The following is a 16,416-nucleotide window of genomic DNA, read 5'->3' on the forward strand; positions in this document are numbered from 1 at the left end:
CTAGGCAAAGCCTAAGGAAAATTTGATGTTGAATAATTTCTCTGTACAAAGCCGTTTATTGTCGTTGTCTGGATTACCCGCAATCCTTTTTGTAATTGCGACAGTGTTTACGCTCACGACGATTTCCCAGCTCGTTACGAACATGGACAAGATGTACTCTGGTCGTGTCTTACCACTTAAAGAGATTAAAGTGGTCTCAGACAACTATGCGGTGGTTATTGTTGATACATTTCATAAGCTAAGAGGCAAGCAATTAACACCATCACAAGCACTTGATAATATTGAAGAGGCGAAATCAATTGCGATAGCTGAGTGGGAAGTTTACTTAGAGGGGAATTTAACCAGTCAAGAGCAATCGATAGTTCAGCAAATAAAGCAATCTGAGCGTGAGGTTAATCAGCTAATTCAAGAATATCAGACCTTAATAGCACAAAATAAGTTTGACTCTGTGCCTTACAATCAATTTGTTAAAGACCTCTATGAGACATTTGATCCACTGAGCGAAGGTTACAATGAACTGATGGTACTGCAGCTTGATGAGGCCAGTACACTGATTGAAGTGAGCCATGAAGAAGCCGATGCAGCAAGGGTTGGGATGATCGTTGCGTCTGTACTTGTGATTGTGGTGATGTTGAGTGTAAGCTGGTTGATCTACGGCTCTATCCATAAGCCATTGAAGGGCTTGCGACGCACCATTAAAACCATCGCACAAAATGCGGATTTAACGCAGCGAGTCAAAGTGGTTGGCGAAGACGAGCTTAGTGAAATAGGCAACGACTTTAATATGATGGTCGATTGTTTACATAACCTTGTTCAAAGTCTTATTGAAATGATAGGTGAATTGACCTCGACATCTAACAACTTGACATCTATCAGCTCATCGATGGCAAATACGTCTCAAGATCAAGAGCAACAAACAACCATGATTGCGACAGCTGTTACGCAAATGAGCGCTGCTATTCAAGAAGTTGCCAATAATGCGCAGTTAACAGCACAAAAAGCTGAAACATCGGGCACGCTTGCTCAGCAGGGTACGAGTACGATCAGTCAAAATATCCAGTCGATTGAGAAGTTAGCTGGCTTAGTTGCAGATAATACCGAACAAATACAGGCCTTAAATACGCAAAGTAACGAAATTAACCAAGTTGTTTTGATGATTCAAGGTGTTGCTGAGCAAACCAATTTATTGGCATTAAATGCTGCGATTGAAGCCGCTCGGGCAGGTGAGTCGGGCAGAGGGTTTGCGGTAGTTGCGGATGAAGTTAGGCAGCTGGCACACAATACGCAAAAAGCAACTGAGTCAATAAAAGAGATGATCTCGAAATTACAGTCGATGGCGCAAAGTGCCGTTACTGCGATGGAAAATGCGCAAACGAGTGCAACTTCGAGCGTTGAAAAAGCGAACGAGTCGGCAAAGTATATGAATGAAATCAATAGCGCAGTGAACGAGATCATCGATATGAATGTGCAAGTATCAACTGCGACTGAAGAGCAAACCTCTGTGATTGCTGAGATAAGTACTAATATTAATGAGTTCAACAATAGCATCATTGAAATTGCTAAAAACGCACAGCTCAATGCTGAGGTGAGTAGTGCATTGGGGGATTACACCAGCAGCTTGAAAGAAAAGGTCGATTCTTTTAAGGCTTAGGATATCGAGTGTTTGTTTTCGTGAACTTGAATCTGGAGCCATTGTTTCTTTTACTAATCTGTGGTTTCCGGAGCAAGTCCGGAATGACGTAGAGAGAACATGATCAAAATTAATTACGGTGTCATGATGTTGATTTCTTATCGATGATACACCAATCACCAAATCCGTCATCCTGAACTTGTATATGGACTCCACTTGTTTGACAACATGTTTTTTAAAATTAAAGATGCTTGCGTATATACGGTTTCTTTTGAGAGCGCTACTCTCTAACCTTTGATTTATTCGCACCTTCTGTCCTAAACGCTTCGTTAGTGTATTCTCACTTCAAGTTCAGACAGGTTTTCAGAAGGTTGGTCTTACCTTTTAATTACATTGTTGTCGAACTCTTTTTAAAATGTTTTTTAAATCATTGCGGGTTGGTAATTCGTACCTTGTTTCAGCATTGCCCAAGCAGTTCTGATATTTTTATTCACCAGCGCAATACAAGCTCGCTTTACACCTGAACGAGCAACTAACCTTAACAGCCATTGCTGCTTCAATGTCTTGGGCTTTTCCGGCAGATTAGAAATGTATGACAATGCCCCCAAAAATAAACAGGACTTTAGCTGTTTATCTCCAGCACATTTATCAATCCCCAGCATCACAGTTTTACCGCCACTGCTAAATTGTTTTGGGGTGACGCCTAAATATACTGAAGCACATCGTCCATTTTTAAAATGCTTCGTTTGACTCAAACTGGCAATTAGCCCCGCTGCGCCTAAAACACCTACACCTTCAAGCGCAATAACACGTTGGCATTGCTCATTTTGAGAAACAAGCAGCTCTAGGTTTTTAGTGACATCATTTAGGGATTGCTCTATGTGCTGGTACTGAGCTTTTAAGACACTAAGTAATGGCAATAATATCTCTGGTAAATCATTACGCTCAGTTAAAACCCTTTTCAATGCTCTCTTGGAGCGAGAAATAGTGATGCCATATTCATAAAATAAGGCCCTAATATGATTACCGAGTTGTGTCAGCTGTTTATCTAAAAATTTACGACTCACAGTGAGCGTTTGGAGAATTTGCTGTTCTATATTTTTTACTGGAGAAAAGGACATATTTGGTTGTATAGCAGCAATCGCAATCCCGATAGCATCATTGGCATCTGTTTTTTGTTTGCTTATATAAGGCTTAACATGTTTCGGAGACACCCCCTCTCACTTCATGACCATAGGATTGCGCAACCCGTCCCCAATAATGAAAGCTGCCACATCCCTCCATTGCCACAATGCTAGGGGAAGAGTTAGCGAGTATTTGGCGAACTTTAGATGGAGACTGTGCTTTATTAAAAACAATTTCGCCATGTTTAGAGACTTTTGCGACTTGGATAATATTTTTTGCCAGATCGAGTGCAATCACGTTACGGTTATTCATATATGGACTCCTTTGTTTTGGTCGACACCACATTACACTGTATGTGAGATGTGGTGGAGTCCATATATCGATTCAGGATCCATTTTTTCTGTGACTATTCTATGGTTTCCGGAGCAAGTCCGGAATGACACAGAGAGAACATGCTCTGGGTCAATAGGGGCGTATTGGTTTTGTTTGGTTAAAATGGCTCATTTCACCTTGCGCAAAGAAAATGAACTAGCTTCGCTTGCAGTCGTTACATTTTGCACGTTAATCACCTTGCGCGAAAAGAATGTCAGCGCTTCGCGCTGTGTCATTAACTTTTCGCACGATAGCGCTTTGCACCAAAGGCACACTATTTCAACCTTGAAAGGTGATGTATGGCGATTGCATCCATCGGTTTTAGTTGTATTAAAGCAGTACCGTCTTGGTTTACCATGATAGATTTTCCTATACACGGCCCTTGAGTGGCATGCACACTCAACTCGTCACAATATGTGCCGGGAAGCAAGCCGGTTTGAAGCGTAGCGTGCATCGTTTTATTTTCACGATTAATAGCAACAAAACCCTGATCTCCGCGTGAAAACGCAATTTGGTTATTACCATTGTCCCACCAATTTGAAATGGTTGTATTGTCGGCCGTGTAATTTCTAAAACGCATTGCACCGGCGATCATGGGCTTTCTATGTTCACATTGCCACAAAGTGTCTTGGCAGTTAAGTTTACCAGCTTGGTGAACAGGCACTTTTGGCCCGCCAGCATCGGTATCGCCATTAAACTCATAACTGGACATCACTTTTGGATAACCATACGGATAGGCCAGCATAAATACGTTGGCAAGGTCATACAGCGTTTTATCTTTAAACGTGACGATGTTGCCAGCACCACCGTGACCGCGCTGGTTATCGTGGTTGTCTGTGAATACGATGGCCTTTTCACTGGGCATTAAACCCCAATCTTTAACAAAGCTCTTCAGTGAGGCAAGCTTTCCTTGTTTAAAAACATGGCTCAGTTTGACGCTGTATTTAAATTCAGTGACCATACCGTTACTTAGATAAGGCACTGATGTGATTGCTTCACCACCTTGATCTATGACTTCTTGAAAAATAAGCGGTGAGTCATTGAGTTGTTTTAAAATTGCGGCAATATCCTCAGAGGGCATGTGTTTGCTGGCATCAAGTCTGAACCCTGCTACGCCTAAGCCTGTAAGTTTGTTTAGGTAACTGGCGATTTTTGCCTGAACACTGATGGAGTCAGTATCTAAATCATGCAGGCCTACCAGTTCACAGTTTTGCACGCGCCATGCATTATTTACGTAGTCGGTACCTTTGATAGCACAGGGTTTGTGGAAATCTTTAGGAGAGTATATGGGGTAGTGTTTATTGCCATAAGACTTGCCAGTAATACTTTGACCGCTACCGTGGGCCATGTGATTAATAACTGCATCGACATAAATGTCCACGCCTTGGGCTTTGCATCGATTTATCATATCGACAAATTGCGCTTTGTTGCCACCTCGACTGTTCAGCTCATAAGTGACGGGCTGATATCTTGTCCACCACTGGACGCCTGCGATATGTTCATTAGGCGGTGACACTTGAACCGCATTATAACCTTGAGGTCCTAAAAACGTCTCGCATTCAGTGGCAATATCTGGCCAAGGCCACTCAAACAGGTGAACAAATGTTGAAGGGGTATGAACTGATGCGTTCACGTTGGAAGATGCAATGAGTGCAAGTCCAGCTAGAGTAGGGAGTCGGTTATTTTTCATTCTTATATTTCTCATTTTTTTGAGAAAGACAATATATCGGTCTTATGGGAATAATCGTATTGAATACGTATGCAAAATGGCAACCAAAAACGGTTGCCATAAACAAATTTTAAGGTGTTATCTTAGCACTAGAGAGCCTGTATGAGGTGTGTGTTTTTACCAAACTCAAATACGTTTAGTTTGCCACACTGCGCGAAGTGGTTATTGCTAGCATAAGGTCGGTTTGCTTGAAGAATATCACTTTCCCATCCTTGGCCATTTTTGACAAATGCTTTTAGCTCGAACCAGCCTTGGTGAGTTTGACTGCAATCCATTTCTACATCCAGTTTCCAGTAGTGCGGGCCCCATTGGTTTAGACCTGACTCACCAAATCCATGTAAATCGTAGGTTTTCTTTTCGCCCCAATTTGCAGGCCAAACATTGGTTGTCCAATCTAAAGCAGTCCCTTGGGCTTGATTTGATTGACCAGGCTCAGTTGCCTGCCAGTCAAGGTAGGTATCTCCTGACTTCCATGGTGCAGTGGTTTGATTTCTGAGGTTTAGGTGTCTAATAGGAATTTGGCAAAGTACAGAGTTTTGGTCGCATTGCAATCCACGTTGTGACGCTGCATTGTGGTCCAAACCGCCGCGTACAAACATATCTTGGCCGCTTTGTGTTTGTGCCTTTATAAATACAACCGTTCTTTGCCAATCTCCGTCGCCGTCATTAGGCGTATCTGTGGTCATACTTTGGTGATGGATCGCGATTGCATCCATAGAGGACAGTGATATTTGAGCAGTGCCATCGCCATCAACCGTAATTGTTCTGCCATTGCAATATCCCGCACTTTTACCACCAGAAAGCTCGTCACAATATGTGCCCGCAGGAAGACCGGTTGCCAACCTCACATTCATATTGTTCGACTCTCTATTGATGGCCACAAACCCTAAATTACCGCGCGAAAAAGCAATTCGGTTATTACCATTGTCCCACCAGTTTTGCACTGACCAGTCATCATTGGTGTGATTTCTAAAGCGCATTGCGCCTGTAATAAAGGGCTTTCTGTGCTCACATTGCCATTGCTGTGCGTTGCAATTTAAATGATTACCTTGATGAACGGGTACAGTTGGGCCGCCGGCATCGGTATTACCATTAAACTCGTAACTGGACATTACTTTAGGATAGCCATAGGGATAGGCAAGCATGAACACATTAGCAAGTTCATATAGTTTGCCGTCGTGAAAGGTGACAATAGAGCCAGCACCGCCATGCCCGCGTTGATTGTCATGGTTATCGGAAAATACAACGGCTTTATAGCTTGGCATAAAGCCCCATTGCTCGCCAAAAGATTTAAGCCAAGCAAGCTGACCTGTTTTAAATGTCTCGCTAAGTTTAATGCTGTATTTGAACTCAGTAACTAAGCCATTTTGAAAGTATTCAGACGCTTGAACTGCTTCACCACCTTGGTCTATGACTTCTTGGAACACCACAGATTGTTTATTGAGTTTACCTAGAATATCGCCGATATCGTTTGCAGGAATATGCTTGCTTGCATCTAAACGAAAGCCCGCTACGTCAATATCTAGTAAGTCATTTAAGTAATTTGTAAGCTGCGACTGCACATAAGGTGCATCGGTGTCCAAGTCGTGTAGTCCCACTAATTCACAATGCTGCACGCGCCATGGGTTATTGCCGTAATCTTCTGGATTAATTGCACAGGTTTGATGGAAGTCATTTGGGCTGTAGATGGGGTATTGTTTGTTACCAAACTGACTGCCCGCAACCCCGGTACCGCTACCGTGTGCCATATGATTTATCACCGTATCAACATAAATATCAACCCCTGCAGCTTTACATCGAGATACCATGTCGATGAACGCCGCTCTATCTCCGCCGCGACTGACAAGTTGATAGCTAACAGGTTGATATCTTGTCCACCATTGACTCCCGGTGATATGTTCACTCGGCGGCGAAACCTGAACTGCCGCATAGCCTTGTGGGCCTAAAAAGGTTTCACATTCTTTGGCGACATCAGGCCAAGACCACTCAAACAGATGAACAAATGTCGTTGGTGCACCCGTGCTACTAGGCGAAGCGTAGATGTGGTTTGATGCAAGTACCGAAATACTTGCGACGATTGGTAGTATTATATTTTTCATTATTTTGCCTCTCATTTACATGAGTTTTACAATATAAGGTGCTTTGAGGAACATTCCATTGAATACGTATGCAAAATAGGTTCAAAGTTGCATGTTGTTGTTTTTTAATGCTGTAATTTGGGTGGTTTTAGTTATGTTATTTTTCTTTAAAGAATAAATACTTCTTTAGTGTTAAATAATTACTCTATTATAATGAGCTCTACGTACTCCTTGTGGGTAAATAGAGTGTGGTGCAGTTTTTAATGTGGAGTGTGGATGCAAAAGGTCTTTGTGAGCGCCTGTTTAATGGGGAATAAAGTGAGATATAACGGTGGTAGCTTGTCACTGGATAAGTCAGATAAGCGTTGGTTAGATCTAAACGTTAAGCTTGTTGGCTTTTGTCCAGAGGTCTCGGCTGGTTTACCGATACCTAGAGCGCCAGCGGAAATTATCGGCGGTGAAGGGCGTGACGTCATCAACCAACAAGCGCGTGTTATTGGCGATGATGGAGTCGATGTGACTGATGCCTTTTTAGATGGTGCCCATCAAGCGCTGAAAATTTGTTTGCAACAACAAATAAAATTCGCAGTTTTGGCAGAAGGTAGCCCATCTTGCGGAAGCGAAAAAATATACGATGGCACTTTTTCTGGTAATAAAGTAAACGGTGCTGGTGTCACTGCACAACTGCTCAGATCCAAAGGTATCAAAGTCTATAGTCAACACTCTGTTATGCAGTTAATTGAGCAGCTAGAACGTATTAGCGAAACGGATAAACCTAAAACAATTAGTTAGTATATTCTTGCATTAACTTGCAAACTACTTGGGTTAATTGGCTATCATTTTGCATTAATTGCTTAAGCTTGTCGCAAGGGAGCCACATAATATCACAGGGTGTGTCACTGGTAATGTCGGTTGCGCATGCACCGCTTAGCAATGCGGTTAGAGCAATTGATTCACCGGGCCCTTTATTTGTACAAGTGTGCTTTACGCCATTACCTGATGATACGTTCCATTGTTCTTTAACGCTTCCTCTCACAATAACGCCAATTTTAGAGAGCGGCTGATTTTCGTTGCAAATTACTTGCTGCGCTTCATAAACGTGATGCTCTACAAAAGCGGATAGTTTCTCCCGTGTGGCAAGCGGTAAGTTCTTAGCCCAAGGAATATCATTGGTAAATTGCTGCTGTTTTGTTGTTTTGAAGATTGACTCATTTTGGAGGTTGGCCATTTTGTCTTCAACGCATGCTAATAACCTTTGTGCTTCGGGTTTATCTAACACAGCTTGCTTGAGCTGTGCATTGATGACAGCGCGCTCGCGATTGAGCAACAACCTAGTGGCAGCTTGTGTCTGTAAGGATTGAATAATTTCTGGAAAGCTCTCGTGGAGTTCATTCATGCGCTCAAGTGTGCGTTTTTTGTTGTCTTTGACATCTTTTAACACCAAATCTGCTGCAGACTGGCTAGGCGCTAACGTTTGCACATGACTTTGCAGTGCCTCTTGTGCGTGCATAAACCCACGAGCAATGTCGTAACCCAAGGCAAGTTTCTTAAAATAAAAGGTCAATAAGAGCTTGTTTAACCATGAATACTGTCTAAGTGGTTGCAGCCATTTGGGTGTTTGCCACACCGTGTAAATGGAGGTTCTTGGGCTAATCTGGGGTTCTCCGTCAAGGGCAGATTCAACCGCTTCGACTAACTTGCTGGTGGCTTGTTTGCTCAACATCCCTTGTTCAAATTGCGTCCAATAATGTTTGCGCTCAGTCTCGAGCAGTCGTCTTTTGTATGCGGTGTTGAGCTCGTCTGTGGTTATTTTGCTATTTGATTCAGTCTCATTGAGTGCTTGTAGTTGCGACTTTTGCTTCACGGTTTCCCAGTCTGCGCCTTGCAAAAATGGGTTGGTCATCATCACCGGCAGCATCTCGTGAAGCTCATTACTGATAGTGCCTTGGGCTTTGTCTACGGTCGCTTGCTTTGCCGGAGGTAATGAGTTAAAGCCAAGTATTTTAAGTAACCAGCCCATCGTAGAGCCGTTGACCAATATGGTTAAGACCACGATGCCTGCGCATAAAAACAGCACCCGATCACCAATTTCTTTTGGTATGACATCACTGGCGACTACGGCTAGCGCCAAGGCTAATGACACTGCACCGCGTAGTCCACCCCAGCACAGCACAGCTGCTTTTGGAAAATTAATACCAATACCTAACCTAGTCAGGGCAGGCATACAAACGGTGATAGAGATTGCCCGAATGATTAAAATGCCAGCATAAAGTAATGCCAGCATTTTCCATGCTTGCATATCGTTAAGTGGTACACGGATAGCGACCAATATGCCCACCAGTAAAAAGATAAGTGTGTTGGCCATGTGGGCCATCATTTCCCAAAAATGATGTAAAAATCCAGCCACTTCGGGGCTGATCCGAGTTCGACCGATACTTGCAAACATAATGGCTAACGTGACAACCGCAACAACTCCTGATACGTGAAAGTTCTCGGCAATAAAAAAAACTGAATAGGCCGCAGCAATGGTTAAAGAGATCTCGATCATTGGGTCGTTAAATACATGCTCTATCCATATGATACATAAACCGCCAACAGCTAAACCTATTGCCAGACCTACTAAAACGACTTGTAAAAACTCAGCAGTGACATGTAAAGGCGATGAAAGTCCAGCGTTGATATCCCCGCTGTATGTGGCAGTAACCCACACGAAAAACAGTGAAAAGAACACGATTGCGGTGCCGTCATTGAGCAGTGACTCGCCTTCAATGAGGGTTTCAAGGCGTTTTCGAGAACTGACTTCTTTTAAAAGTGCAACGACAGCCACCGGATCTGTGGCACTGATTAAAGCGCCAAACATCAGGCAAATGGCCCAGCTCCACCCCCAGCCATCGGGCACTATGGCAAAGATGAGCTCGGCAGTTAACCAAATCGCGAGCATTAAACCAGGGACGGCTAAAATAGCGATTTGCGTAAACATACGACGGAATAAATGCACCTCCATGGCAAATGCGCTTTCAAAAATGAGCGTCGGCAAAAATAGGTATAAAAATAGGTGAGAGTCTATTTCAGCAACCAAAGATAAACTTTGGCCAAACTCTGGGGCGTATGCATTGAATAAATCACCTCTTTGTAGCAACCCGATTGCAATGCCTAACAATAGGAGCGCTACAGTGTAGGGGACTTGTGTGCCTTTTAAAATATGCCGCACAAATGCGCCAATAAAGAGTGCGAAGATCACAAACAGCAGGATCAACAGCCCTGTGCTAAATGCCATAGTACTGTGCCTATGCAGGTTGAATGCTCTAAGTTTAGAAAAGGAATGTCAGGTTCGCTAAGATTAAGCAGGATAGAGGGGGGTTTAAATTTCAAAAATGTTCATACAATAGAAACAGATAGTGTGTGATGTGATTAGGTTGAATATGGTCAAAGGTAGTTGCAATTGTAACGCAGTGCAGTTTGAAATCAGTTTACCAATAACGGATATCTATGTTTGCCATTGCTCAATTTGCCGAAAAACAAGTGGCGGAAATGGTGTGTCGGTTGCTGTGGTGAATAACAAACACTTTGCTTGGTTAAGTGGTACCGATAAAGTCAAAACTTGGTGTAAACCAGATCATGATTGGGTTTGTAGTTTTTGTACACTGTGTGGATCAAACCTGCCTGGTAAAAACGATGACCAGCGTATGTATGTGCCGGTAGGGTTAATCGCGAATGACGATTTAGTGGGCGCTAAGGTGGTTCATCATATGTGGGTGAGTTCAAAAGCCAACTGGGACGAAATTGGTGATCAAGGTCAGCAGCACGATGGGTTTATTGATTAATCTGCTTTGAAAAAAAGAGGTGCAAGGGGCACCTCACTTTATGGCAGGTTTCACTTAGTCTTGGTCCGACTCATCTTCGTCTGTTTTAGGGCAAACGCTTGGGTAGCACTTAAATACTTCTCTTAAACCTCTAAATACACCAATATGTAAAACTGAACGATGGTTTTCGTCATGGGTAATGTCGTATCGAATTGTTGTCGCATCCGTGTCTATGAGGCTGTTTGCGGCGTCATCGATTGCTGTGATGTGCTGCAAGTAAAGTGCTTGGTGCTCAGGAGGAATATTTTCTTCATGCGCAGCAACGATATATACAGAGAAGGCTTTTTCATCGAATGTGTCTTCAGCGGCTTCAACCCATTTCGCAACGATGCCATTGTCCCACCATAAGGAAGGGTCAATGGCGACATAGCCTTTAAATAAAGGCTGCATATGCTCTGATAATAAGCTAGTGATCGTAAATAACCCGCCAAGTGAATGACCAGATAGCACTCTAAAGTCGTCGGTACGGTAAGTAGTATCAATAAACGGGATTACTTCATCTTTGATGAATGCTTTTAATTGTTGGCTTTGTCCAGTTGCGACTGGAATTGGGCTATTTTTAGGTTCTGTTGGGGTTAAATCACGCGCTCTGTGATGGCGAGTATTGATAGCGACTAAAATTGCCTCTGGCAACATATTTGAGCGTTGTAAGAACCACATATTGTGACCAGTTAAATATTGCAAGTTCTCGCCGTCAGTGGTGTAAATCACAGGGTATTGCTTGTCGCTATTTTCTGGCGCGTTGTAGCCTTCAGGCAAAATTACCCACACAGTACGTTCTTCACCGAGTGTTGAAGACGAGATAGTATGTTCAGTGGGGAGATGTTCATATTTATAGTCAAGGTAAGAGGCATTGGCCAAAAAGCTACAGGCACACATCAATAGGAAAGCGAACTGCTTCATTAGATTACTCCTTTGTTTAAGTTATTTTAAGGACGAAACAGTTATGTAATTGTTTAGCTTTACAGTTAGGGCATAGCTAGATGTAGGTTATTTAATTAAATTATTTATAGGTTGTGACCTTGTGGATATCTCTAAAAGAGGAAAATCTTGAGTAATGCTGATATTTGGGAAAGAGAGAAAAAGTATCGATAGTGTGAGTATTTAAAGGTTATTTAGCGTGAGTGAGTTTGTTTTTCCGATATACTTAGTAGCGCCATTGTATTTGCTCATGATTTATAAAGGATAAAGCTCGTACTGTCTGACGCTACGTTATATATGTTAATAACCAAATTTTGCTTCAGCTTTATTATGCAGTTGTTCACCCACATTTTGCGCGTATTTCAAAACATCAAAGTTGCCTTTGAAAAAGCTAATGTCTCCCATTGAGCTGTAAGATTCATCGAACACCTCTTTAAAATCTATAATGTCCTTAAAGTTTTCTGCATTGACATCAAATTTACCCCAAGCAGGACCTTTGCCATCGGCTCCTCTATCGTACGCTAAGCCTTGCATGAATAGGGCAGGGACTTGTTTTGCAAGCTCAAGTAGGTCTTCATTTTCATTAAGTTTTTCTTCTAGGTGGCTTTTATTCTCGTCACTGATTGTACCACTGACGACAAATTCACCTTTTTCATCAATCGAAAATCCCCAGCTTGTTGACTCGGCGAGTTTTGGATCTGTGCTTTTTAACTCGCTCATAAATGATTGATAGTGTGTTTGCATATCTCTAAACAAGTCTGCTACACCGCCAAAATATAAGGTTTGGGATACTTTGTTGAGTCTTTCAGGGTCATAGGTATGGGATTCAAGTGTCATGTCACCTACATTTGGATCATTAATTATGTGTTGGTCGTCATATGATGTATTTTGAATATGTGCCGCTGCTACTGTCTTTATCTCATCAGTAATGGGTTTAGCATCCATAGATGCAGGTTTCTTGTTTGGTGCGCTATTGGGGGCTGGTGGCGGAAAATTACTTTGGTTCGCTATCTTCATTACATAATCCTTATTCAGAAGACTTTTCATTGGTTTACATATCGACAATTACACTAAGGTCTTTAGTTATTAATTTCTAATATGTACAAATATCTACTACTCATCAAAACGAGTTTTAGGCTTTTTGTTGGCGTAATCCATTTTACACTGTTTTTATAAATCACTATTTAGTTAAGTTGTATCATTAATATAAATAAAGTTTTCTGTTCTAGTTGAAACACGTATTTTGAAATGTTGCATACTAATTATACACCGTGTTAAAAAGAGTGTTTTAATGAACTGTAAAGCTGACTTCATCATGCAAAAATGCTCAATCTTGCAGCACTTACCAAAAGCCAAACTAGGCTATCTGCCAACCCCCGTGATTAAACTAGAGAATTTATCTCGAATTTTAGGTGGTCCTGACATACTCATGAAGCGAGATGATCTGACAGGCCTTGCTCTTGGTGGAAACAAGACAAGAAAGCTTGAGTACATATTGGGAGATGCACTTAAAAAAGGCCGTGATACAGTTATAACAGCAGGCGCTCAACAGTCTAATCATTGCAGGCAAACAGCTGCTGCCGCTGCTAAATTGGGGTTAGAATGTCATTTGTTATTAGGAGGAGAACAGCCCGTTAAACTCAATGGAAATTTATTATTGGACGAGTTGTTTGGTGCACATATTCACTTCACGAAAGAAAATAGAAAGGGAGAAGATATTCCCAACCTCGTCGAGACGTTGAAATTATCAGGGCATAAGCCGTATGTGATCCATTATGGGGGATCGAATGAGTTGGGTGCATGTGGCTTTATTGAAGCAGGCTTTGAATTGGCAACACAACTTGATGTAAAAAACTTAAGTCATGTTTTTTTTGCTTCAAGTTCAGGCGGCACGCATGCTGGTTTAATGATAGCCAAGTCATTATTGAAGCACAATTACGAGCTTACAGGTATACAGATTGATAAAGCCGAAGGAGAGACCATTAGCTTTAAACATCATGTACATAAACTTGTGAATTCAACATCTTCTTTTTTAAATCTGCAGCAAAACTATGCCATAAATGAGGTACTGCTAGATAAGGGGTACTTAGAAACAGGATATGGTGTTTTGACGGAACAAGAAAAAGAAGCGATCCAACTATTGGCTAAATCAGAGGGAATTTTACTCGATCCTGTTTATACGGGAAGGGCTTTTGCTGCCATGGTAGATAAAATTCAAAAAAGAGCGCTTCCAATTGATAAACAGGTACTGTTTTGGCACACAGGTGGAGCGCCTTCTTTGTTCGCTTACAGTGGTGCGATTTTATAGTCGTATAATAAGCTATACACTGTTTAAAGTCGCTCAAAATTGGCACTTTGCGCTTAGATTGCATTTGTATATTGATTCCTTTAAATTTGCACATGTTGGCTTGATCCACCAGCTGGTTGCATACCCGTTATTAGCAACTCTAACCCTTATATAAAATGACTTTTAGTCGTTTAATTTTTCAATATGAATTACGGAAAGCAAGTAAAATATGGCAGTCCTAGAAATTTTAACCGCCCCCGATCCAAGATTAAAAACAAAAGCAAAAAAAGTAACAGATTTCGAGTCTGTTCAAACCCTAATTGATGACATGCTAGAAACTATGTATGCGACACGAGACGGTATAGGTTTAGCTGCAACTCAAGTGGGCAGAGATGAAGCGGTTGTGATTATCGACATTTCAGATGAAAGAAATGAACCTCTCATTTTGGTTAACCCTGAAGTCACTGAAGGTAAAAATAAAGAAATGGGTCAAGAGGGGTGTTTATCGGTGCCTGATTACTTCGCTGAAGTTGAGCGGTTCACATCTGTAAAAGTAACTGCGCAAGACAGAAAGGGTAACCCAGTTGAAGTTGAGAGTGACGAGTTTTTAGCTATCGTTATGCAGCATGAAATTGATCATCTTCATGGCAATTTGTTTATTGATTACCTTTCACCGTTAAAACAAAAAATGGCGATGAAAAAGGTTAAGAAATATTTAAAGCATTACGCTTAACTTTACCTTTAAGCAGTATGTACCATACTGCTTTCTCAATATAGCTTCCTCTTTATATTCAAATTTTCTTGAGCGACTTGTTACCATCTAGTATGGTCTATCATTGATCCACAATTATAGCTAAGTAATCTTCTAAGGAATGATCATGCGAACCCTCGGATTAAGCTTTTATATCGCAATTTTATTGATGACTGGTTGTGCAGGCACAGGTGACGTAAAAGAACAAAGTCGTGCAGCTACAGTCACTAAAAATGTCAAAGCACACAGTGAAGGGCTCAAAATGTATTTTGGTTTATCCATTCCAAGCGGAGGACATATCTCGGCAGCTCAATGGCAGCACTTTGAATCAACTCGGCTAGCGAAAGCATTTGCAGGCTTTAGTGTTGTTGATGCAGTGGGTTATTACAAGGGCAAGAAAGAGCATACAAAAGTAGTCACTGTTTACAATGCTTCGGCTGAAGATATTGCCGCAGCCAATGAACTGGCGAAACAGTATAGTCAACTATTTAACCAAGACTCGGTTCTCATAGCTCTGCTTAATGTTTCACACGTTAGCTTTGTTGGCAAGGAATAGACTATGAGTTGTGTTACTTCAATTACGGAATACCTTTTAGCAAAACCATTTAGTAGCGTCAGCCAACCATTTGGTGAGGGCGTTGATGTTTACAAAGTAAAAGACAAAATGTTTGCAACGCTTGCGCCAGAAAAAATGCGCCAAGCTCAATGCGGACATTGGTGGTTAAATTTAAAATGTGATCCTGATGAGGCACAAGCACTGCGCGATATTTTTGACGCCGTTATTCCTGGTTATCATATGAACAAACTACATTGGAATACGGTCATTCTTGATGGGTCCATACCTAAAGGAGAGATAGAACGTATGATTGATAACTCATTCTTATTAGTAGTTAAAAAGATGCGAAAAGTTGAACAGCAGGCTATCTTCCTACATTTATAAAACTATATTTTGAACTTTTGACCGTTATAGTCCTCTTATCTAGTTTAATAACAAGGATGGGATTATATGTTTCCTTTTGATGTATTTACCACATATACGGCAGCGTGCCTTTTACTCGTTGTCTCCCCCGGACCTGATAATATCTTGGCGATTGCTAGAGGGATAAGCCAAGGGCGATTAGCGGCTTGTATTTCTGCAAGTGCTTCTGGCGTAGGCATTCTATTTCACGTATTTGCAGCGACTGCTGGATTGACATTGTTAATTCAAACGTCAGCCATAGCCTTTTATATAGTCAAATTGATTGGTGCGAGCTATTTAATTTGGTTGGGGGTGAAAGTGATCCTTAATCGTAATTTGATTACTATCGAACCAATAGAGGAAAAATCATTAAAAACGATTTTTGCTACTGGCTTTTTCTCTGCCGCATTAAATCCAAAACCAGGAATTTTTGTACTTGCATTTGTACCACAGTTTATTGATCCAAGCTTGGGAAATGTTTCAATTCAAATGATGGTTTATGGTGCTTGGTTTGCATTATTAACTTCAATTGGCTTTGGATTCATGGGGGTATTTTCGACTCAATTAAAAAAAGTGCTGTTCAATAAACCAAAAGTGTTACAGGGACTAAATATTTCAGCAGGTCTCACTTTTGTAAGCTCTGGTCTTGCTGTCGCTTTGATGAAACAAAGATAACTTCAAATATCAGTTATGTTCAATGAA

14 protein-coding genes and 1 pseudogene are annotated in these 16,416 nt (G+C 41.5%); 8 read left to right on the forward strand and 7 right to left on the reverse strand.

From position 1 onward, the window contains the following. Positions 1-25 precede the first annotated feature (25 nt). Positions 26-1,651 carry a methyl-accepting chemotaxis protein gene (locus S4054249_RS10040; RefSeq protein ID WP_080928449.1) on the forward strand — a complete coding sequence of 542 codons (1,626 nt, stop codon included), beginning with the start codon at positions 26-28 and terminating at the stop codon, positions 1,649-1,651. A gap of 401 nt (positions 1,652-2,052) precedes the next feature. Here S4054249_RS10040 and S4054249_RS10045 read toward each other — a convergent pair whose 3' ends face one another. The 4 genes and pseudogenes from S4054249_RS10045 to S4054249_RS10055 form a co-directional block, all read right to left on the reverse strand. Next, positions 2,053-2,844, reverse strand: a complete 792-nt coding sequence (locus S4054249_RS10045) for an IS110 family transposase (protein ID WP_230851837.1) — start codon at positions 2,842-2,844, stop codon at positions 2,053-2,055. Continuing rightward, a complete protein-coding gene (locus S4054249_RS26925; protein ID WP_230851838.1) occupies positions 2,825-3,067 on the reverse strand; it encodes a hypothetical protein in 243 nt (80 codons plus the stop codon). Before S4054249_RS26925 ends, S4054249_RS10045 begins: the two co-directional genes overlap by 20 nt. Before the next feature lie 340 nt (positions 3,068-3,407). Continuing rightward, positions 3,408-4,817: pseudogene (locus S4054249_RS10050) on the reverse strand (alpha-amylase); the annotation flags it as partial. 128 nt (positions 4,818-4,945) lie between these two features. Beyond that, positions 4,946-6,955, reverse strand: a complete 2,010-nt coding sequence (locus tag S4054249_RS10055) for an alpha-amylase (RefSeq protein ID WP_046358321.1) — start codon at positions 6,953-6,955, stop codon at positions 4,946-4,948. A gap of 255 nt (positions 6,956-7,210) precedes the next feature. Between S4054249_RS10055 and S4054249_RS10060 the strand changes: the two genes are divergently transcribed. After that, positions 7,211-7,726: a DUF523 domain-containing protein gene (locus tag S4054249_RS10060; RefSeq protein WP_046358322.1), complete on the forward strand. Its 516-nt coding sequence runs from the start codon at positions 7,211-7,213 to the stop codon at positions 7,724-7,726. Here the strand turns inward: S4054249_RS10060 and S4054249_RS10065 are convergent. Then, positions 7,719-10,211, reverse strand: a complete 2,493-nt coding sequence (locus S4054249_RS10065; RefSeq protein WP_046358323.1) for a cation:proton antiporter — start codon at positions 10,209-10,211, stop codon at positions 7,719-7,721. The two genes, S4054249_RS10060 and S4054249_RS10065, sit on opposite strands and share 8 nt — an antisense overlap. A gap of 130 nt (positions 10,212-10,341) precedes the next feature. Between S4054249_RS10065 and S4054249_RS10070 the strand changes: the two genes are divergently transcribed. Further along, positions 10,342-10,758, forward strand: coding sequence for a GFA family protein (locus S4054249_RS10070; protein WP_235611270.1), 417 nt, complete (start codon positions 10,342-10,344; stop codon positions 10,756-10,758). A gap of 54 nt (positions 10,759-10,812) precedes the next feature. On the opposite strand, the gene S4054249_RS10075 is transcribed toward S4054249_RS10070, so the two are convergent. Both S4054249_RS10075 and S4054249_RS10080 read right to left on the reverse strand, forming a co-directional pair. Beyond that, positions 10,813-11,700 (reverse strand): alpha/beta hydrolase, encoded by an 888-nt coding sequence (locus S4054249_RS10075; RefSeq protein ID WP_052961168.1) that lies wholly within the window; start codon positions 11,698-11,700, stop codon positions 10,813-10,815. A 318-nt stretch (positions 11,701-12,018) separates the two neighbouring features. Beyond that, on the reverse strand, positions 12,019-12,735 hold the full coding sequence (locus S4054249_RS10080) for a hypothetical protein (RefSeq protein WP_046358325.1): 717 nt from the start codon (positions 12,733-12,735) through the stop codon (positions 12,019-12,021). Positions 12,736-13,009: 274 nt separating this feature from the next. Here S4054249_RS10080 and S4054249_RS10085 point away from each other — a divergent pair, with 274 nt between their 5' ends. The 5 genes from S4054249_RS10085 (at position 13,010) to S4054249_RS10105 (ending at position 16,389) form a co-directional block, all read left to right on the forward strand. Continuing rightward, positions 13,010-14,026, forward strand: coding sequence for a D-cysteine desulfhydrase family protein (locus S4054249_RS10085; protein WP_230851839.1), 1,017 nt, complete (start codon positions 13,010-13,012; stop codon positions 14,024-14,026). A 208-nt stretch (positions 14,027-14,234) separates the two neighbouring features. Then, a complete protein-coding gene (gene def / locus S4054249_RS10090) occupies positions 14,235-14,738 on the forward strand; it encodes a peptide deformylase (RefSeq protein ID WP_046358326.1) in 504 nt (167 codons plus the stop codon). Positions 14,739-14,883: 145 nt separating this feature from the next. Beyond that, on the forward strand, positions 14,884-15,312 hold the full coding sequence (locus S4054249_RS10095) for a DUF3574 domain-containing protein (RefSeq protein ID WP_046358327.1): 429 nt from the start codon (positions 14,884-14,886) through the stop codon (positions 15,310-15,312). A 3-nt stretch (positions 15,313-15,315) separates the two neighbouring features. Further along, a complete protein-coding gene (locus S4054249_RS10100; RefSeq protein WP_046358328.1) occupies positions 15,316-15,696 on the forward strand; it encodes an MmcQ/YjbR family DNA-binding protein in 381 nt (126 codons plus the stop codon). A 66-nt stretch (positions 15,697-15,762) separates the two neighbouring features. Continuing rightward, positions 15,763-16,389 (forward strand): LysE family translocator, encoded by a 627-nt coding sequence (locus S4054249_RS10105; protein WP_046358329.1) that lies wholly within the window; start codon positions 15,763-15,765, stop codon positions 16,387-16,389. Positions 16,390-16,416: the final 27 nt, after the last annotated feature.

The organism is Pseudoalteromonas luteoviolacea, assembly GCF_001750165.1.
Taxonomy (GTDB): Bacteria; Pseudomonadota; Gammaproteobacteria; order Enterobacterales; family Alteromonadaceae; genus Pseudoalteromonas; species Pseudoalteromonas luteoviolacea_G.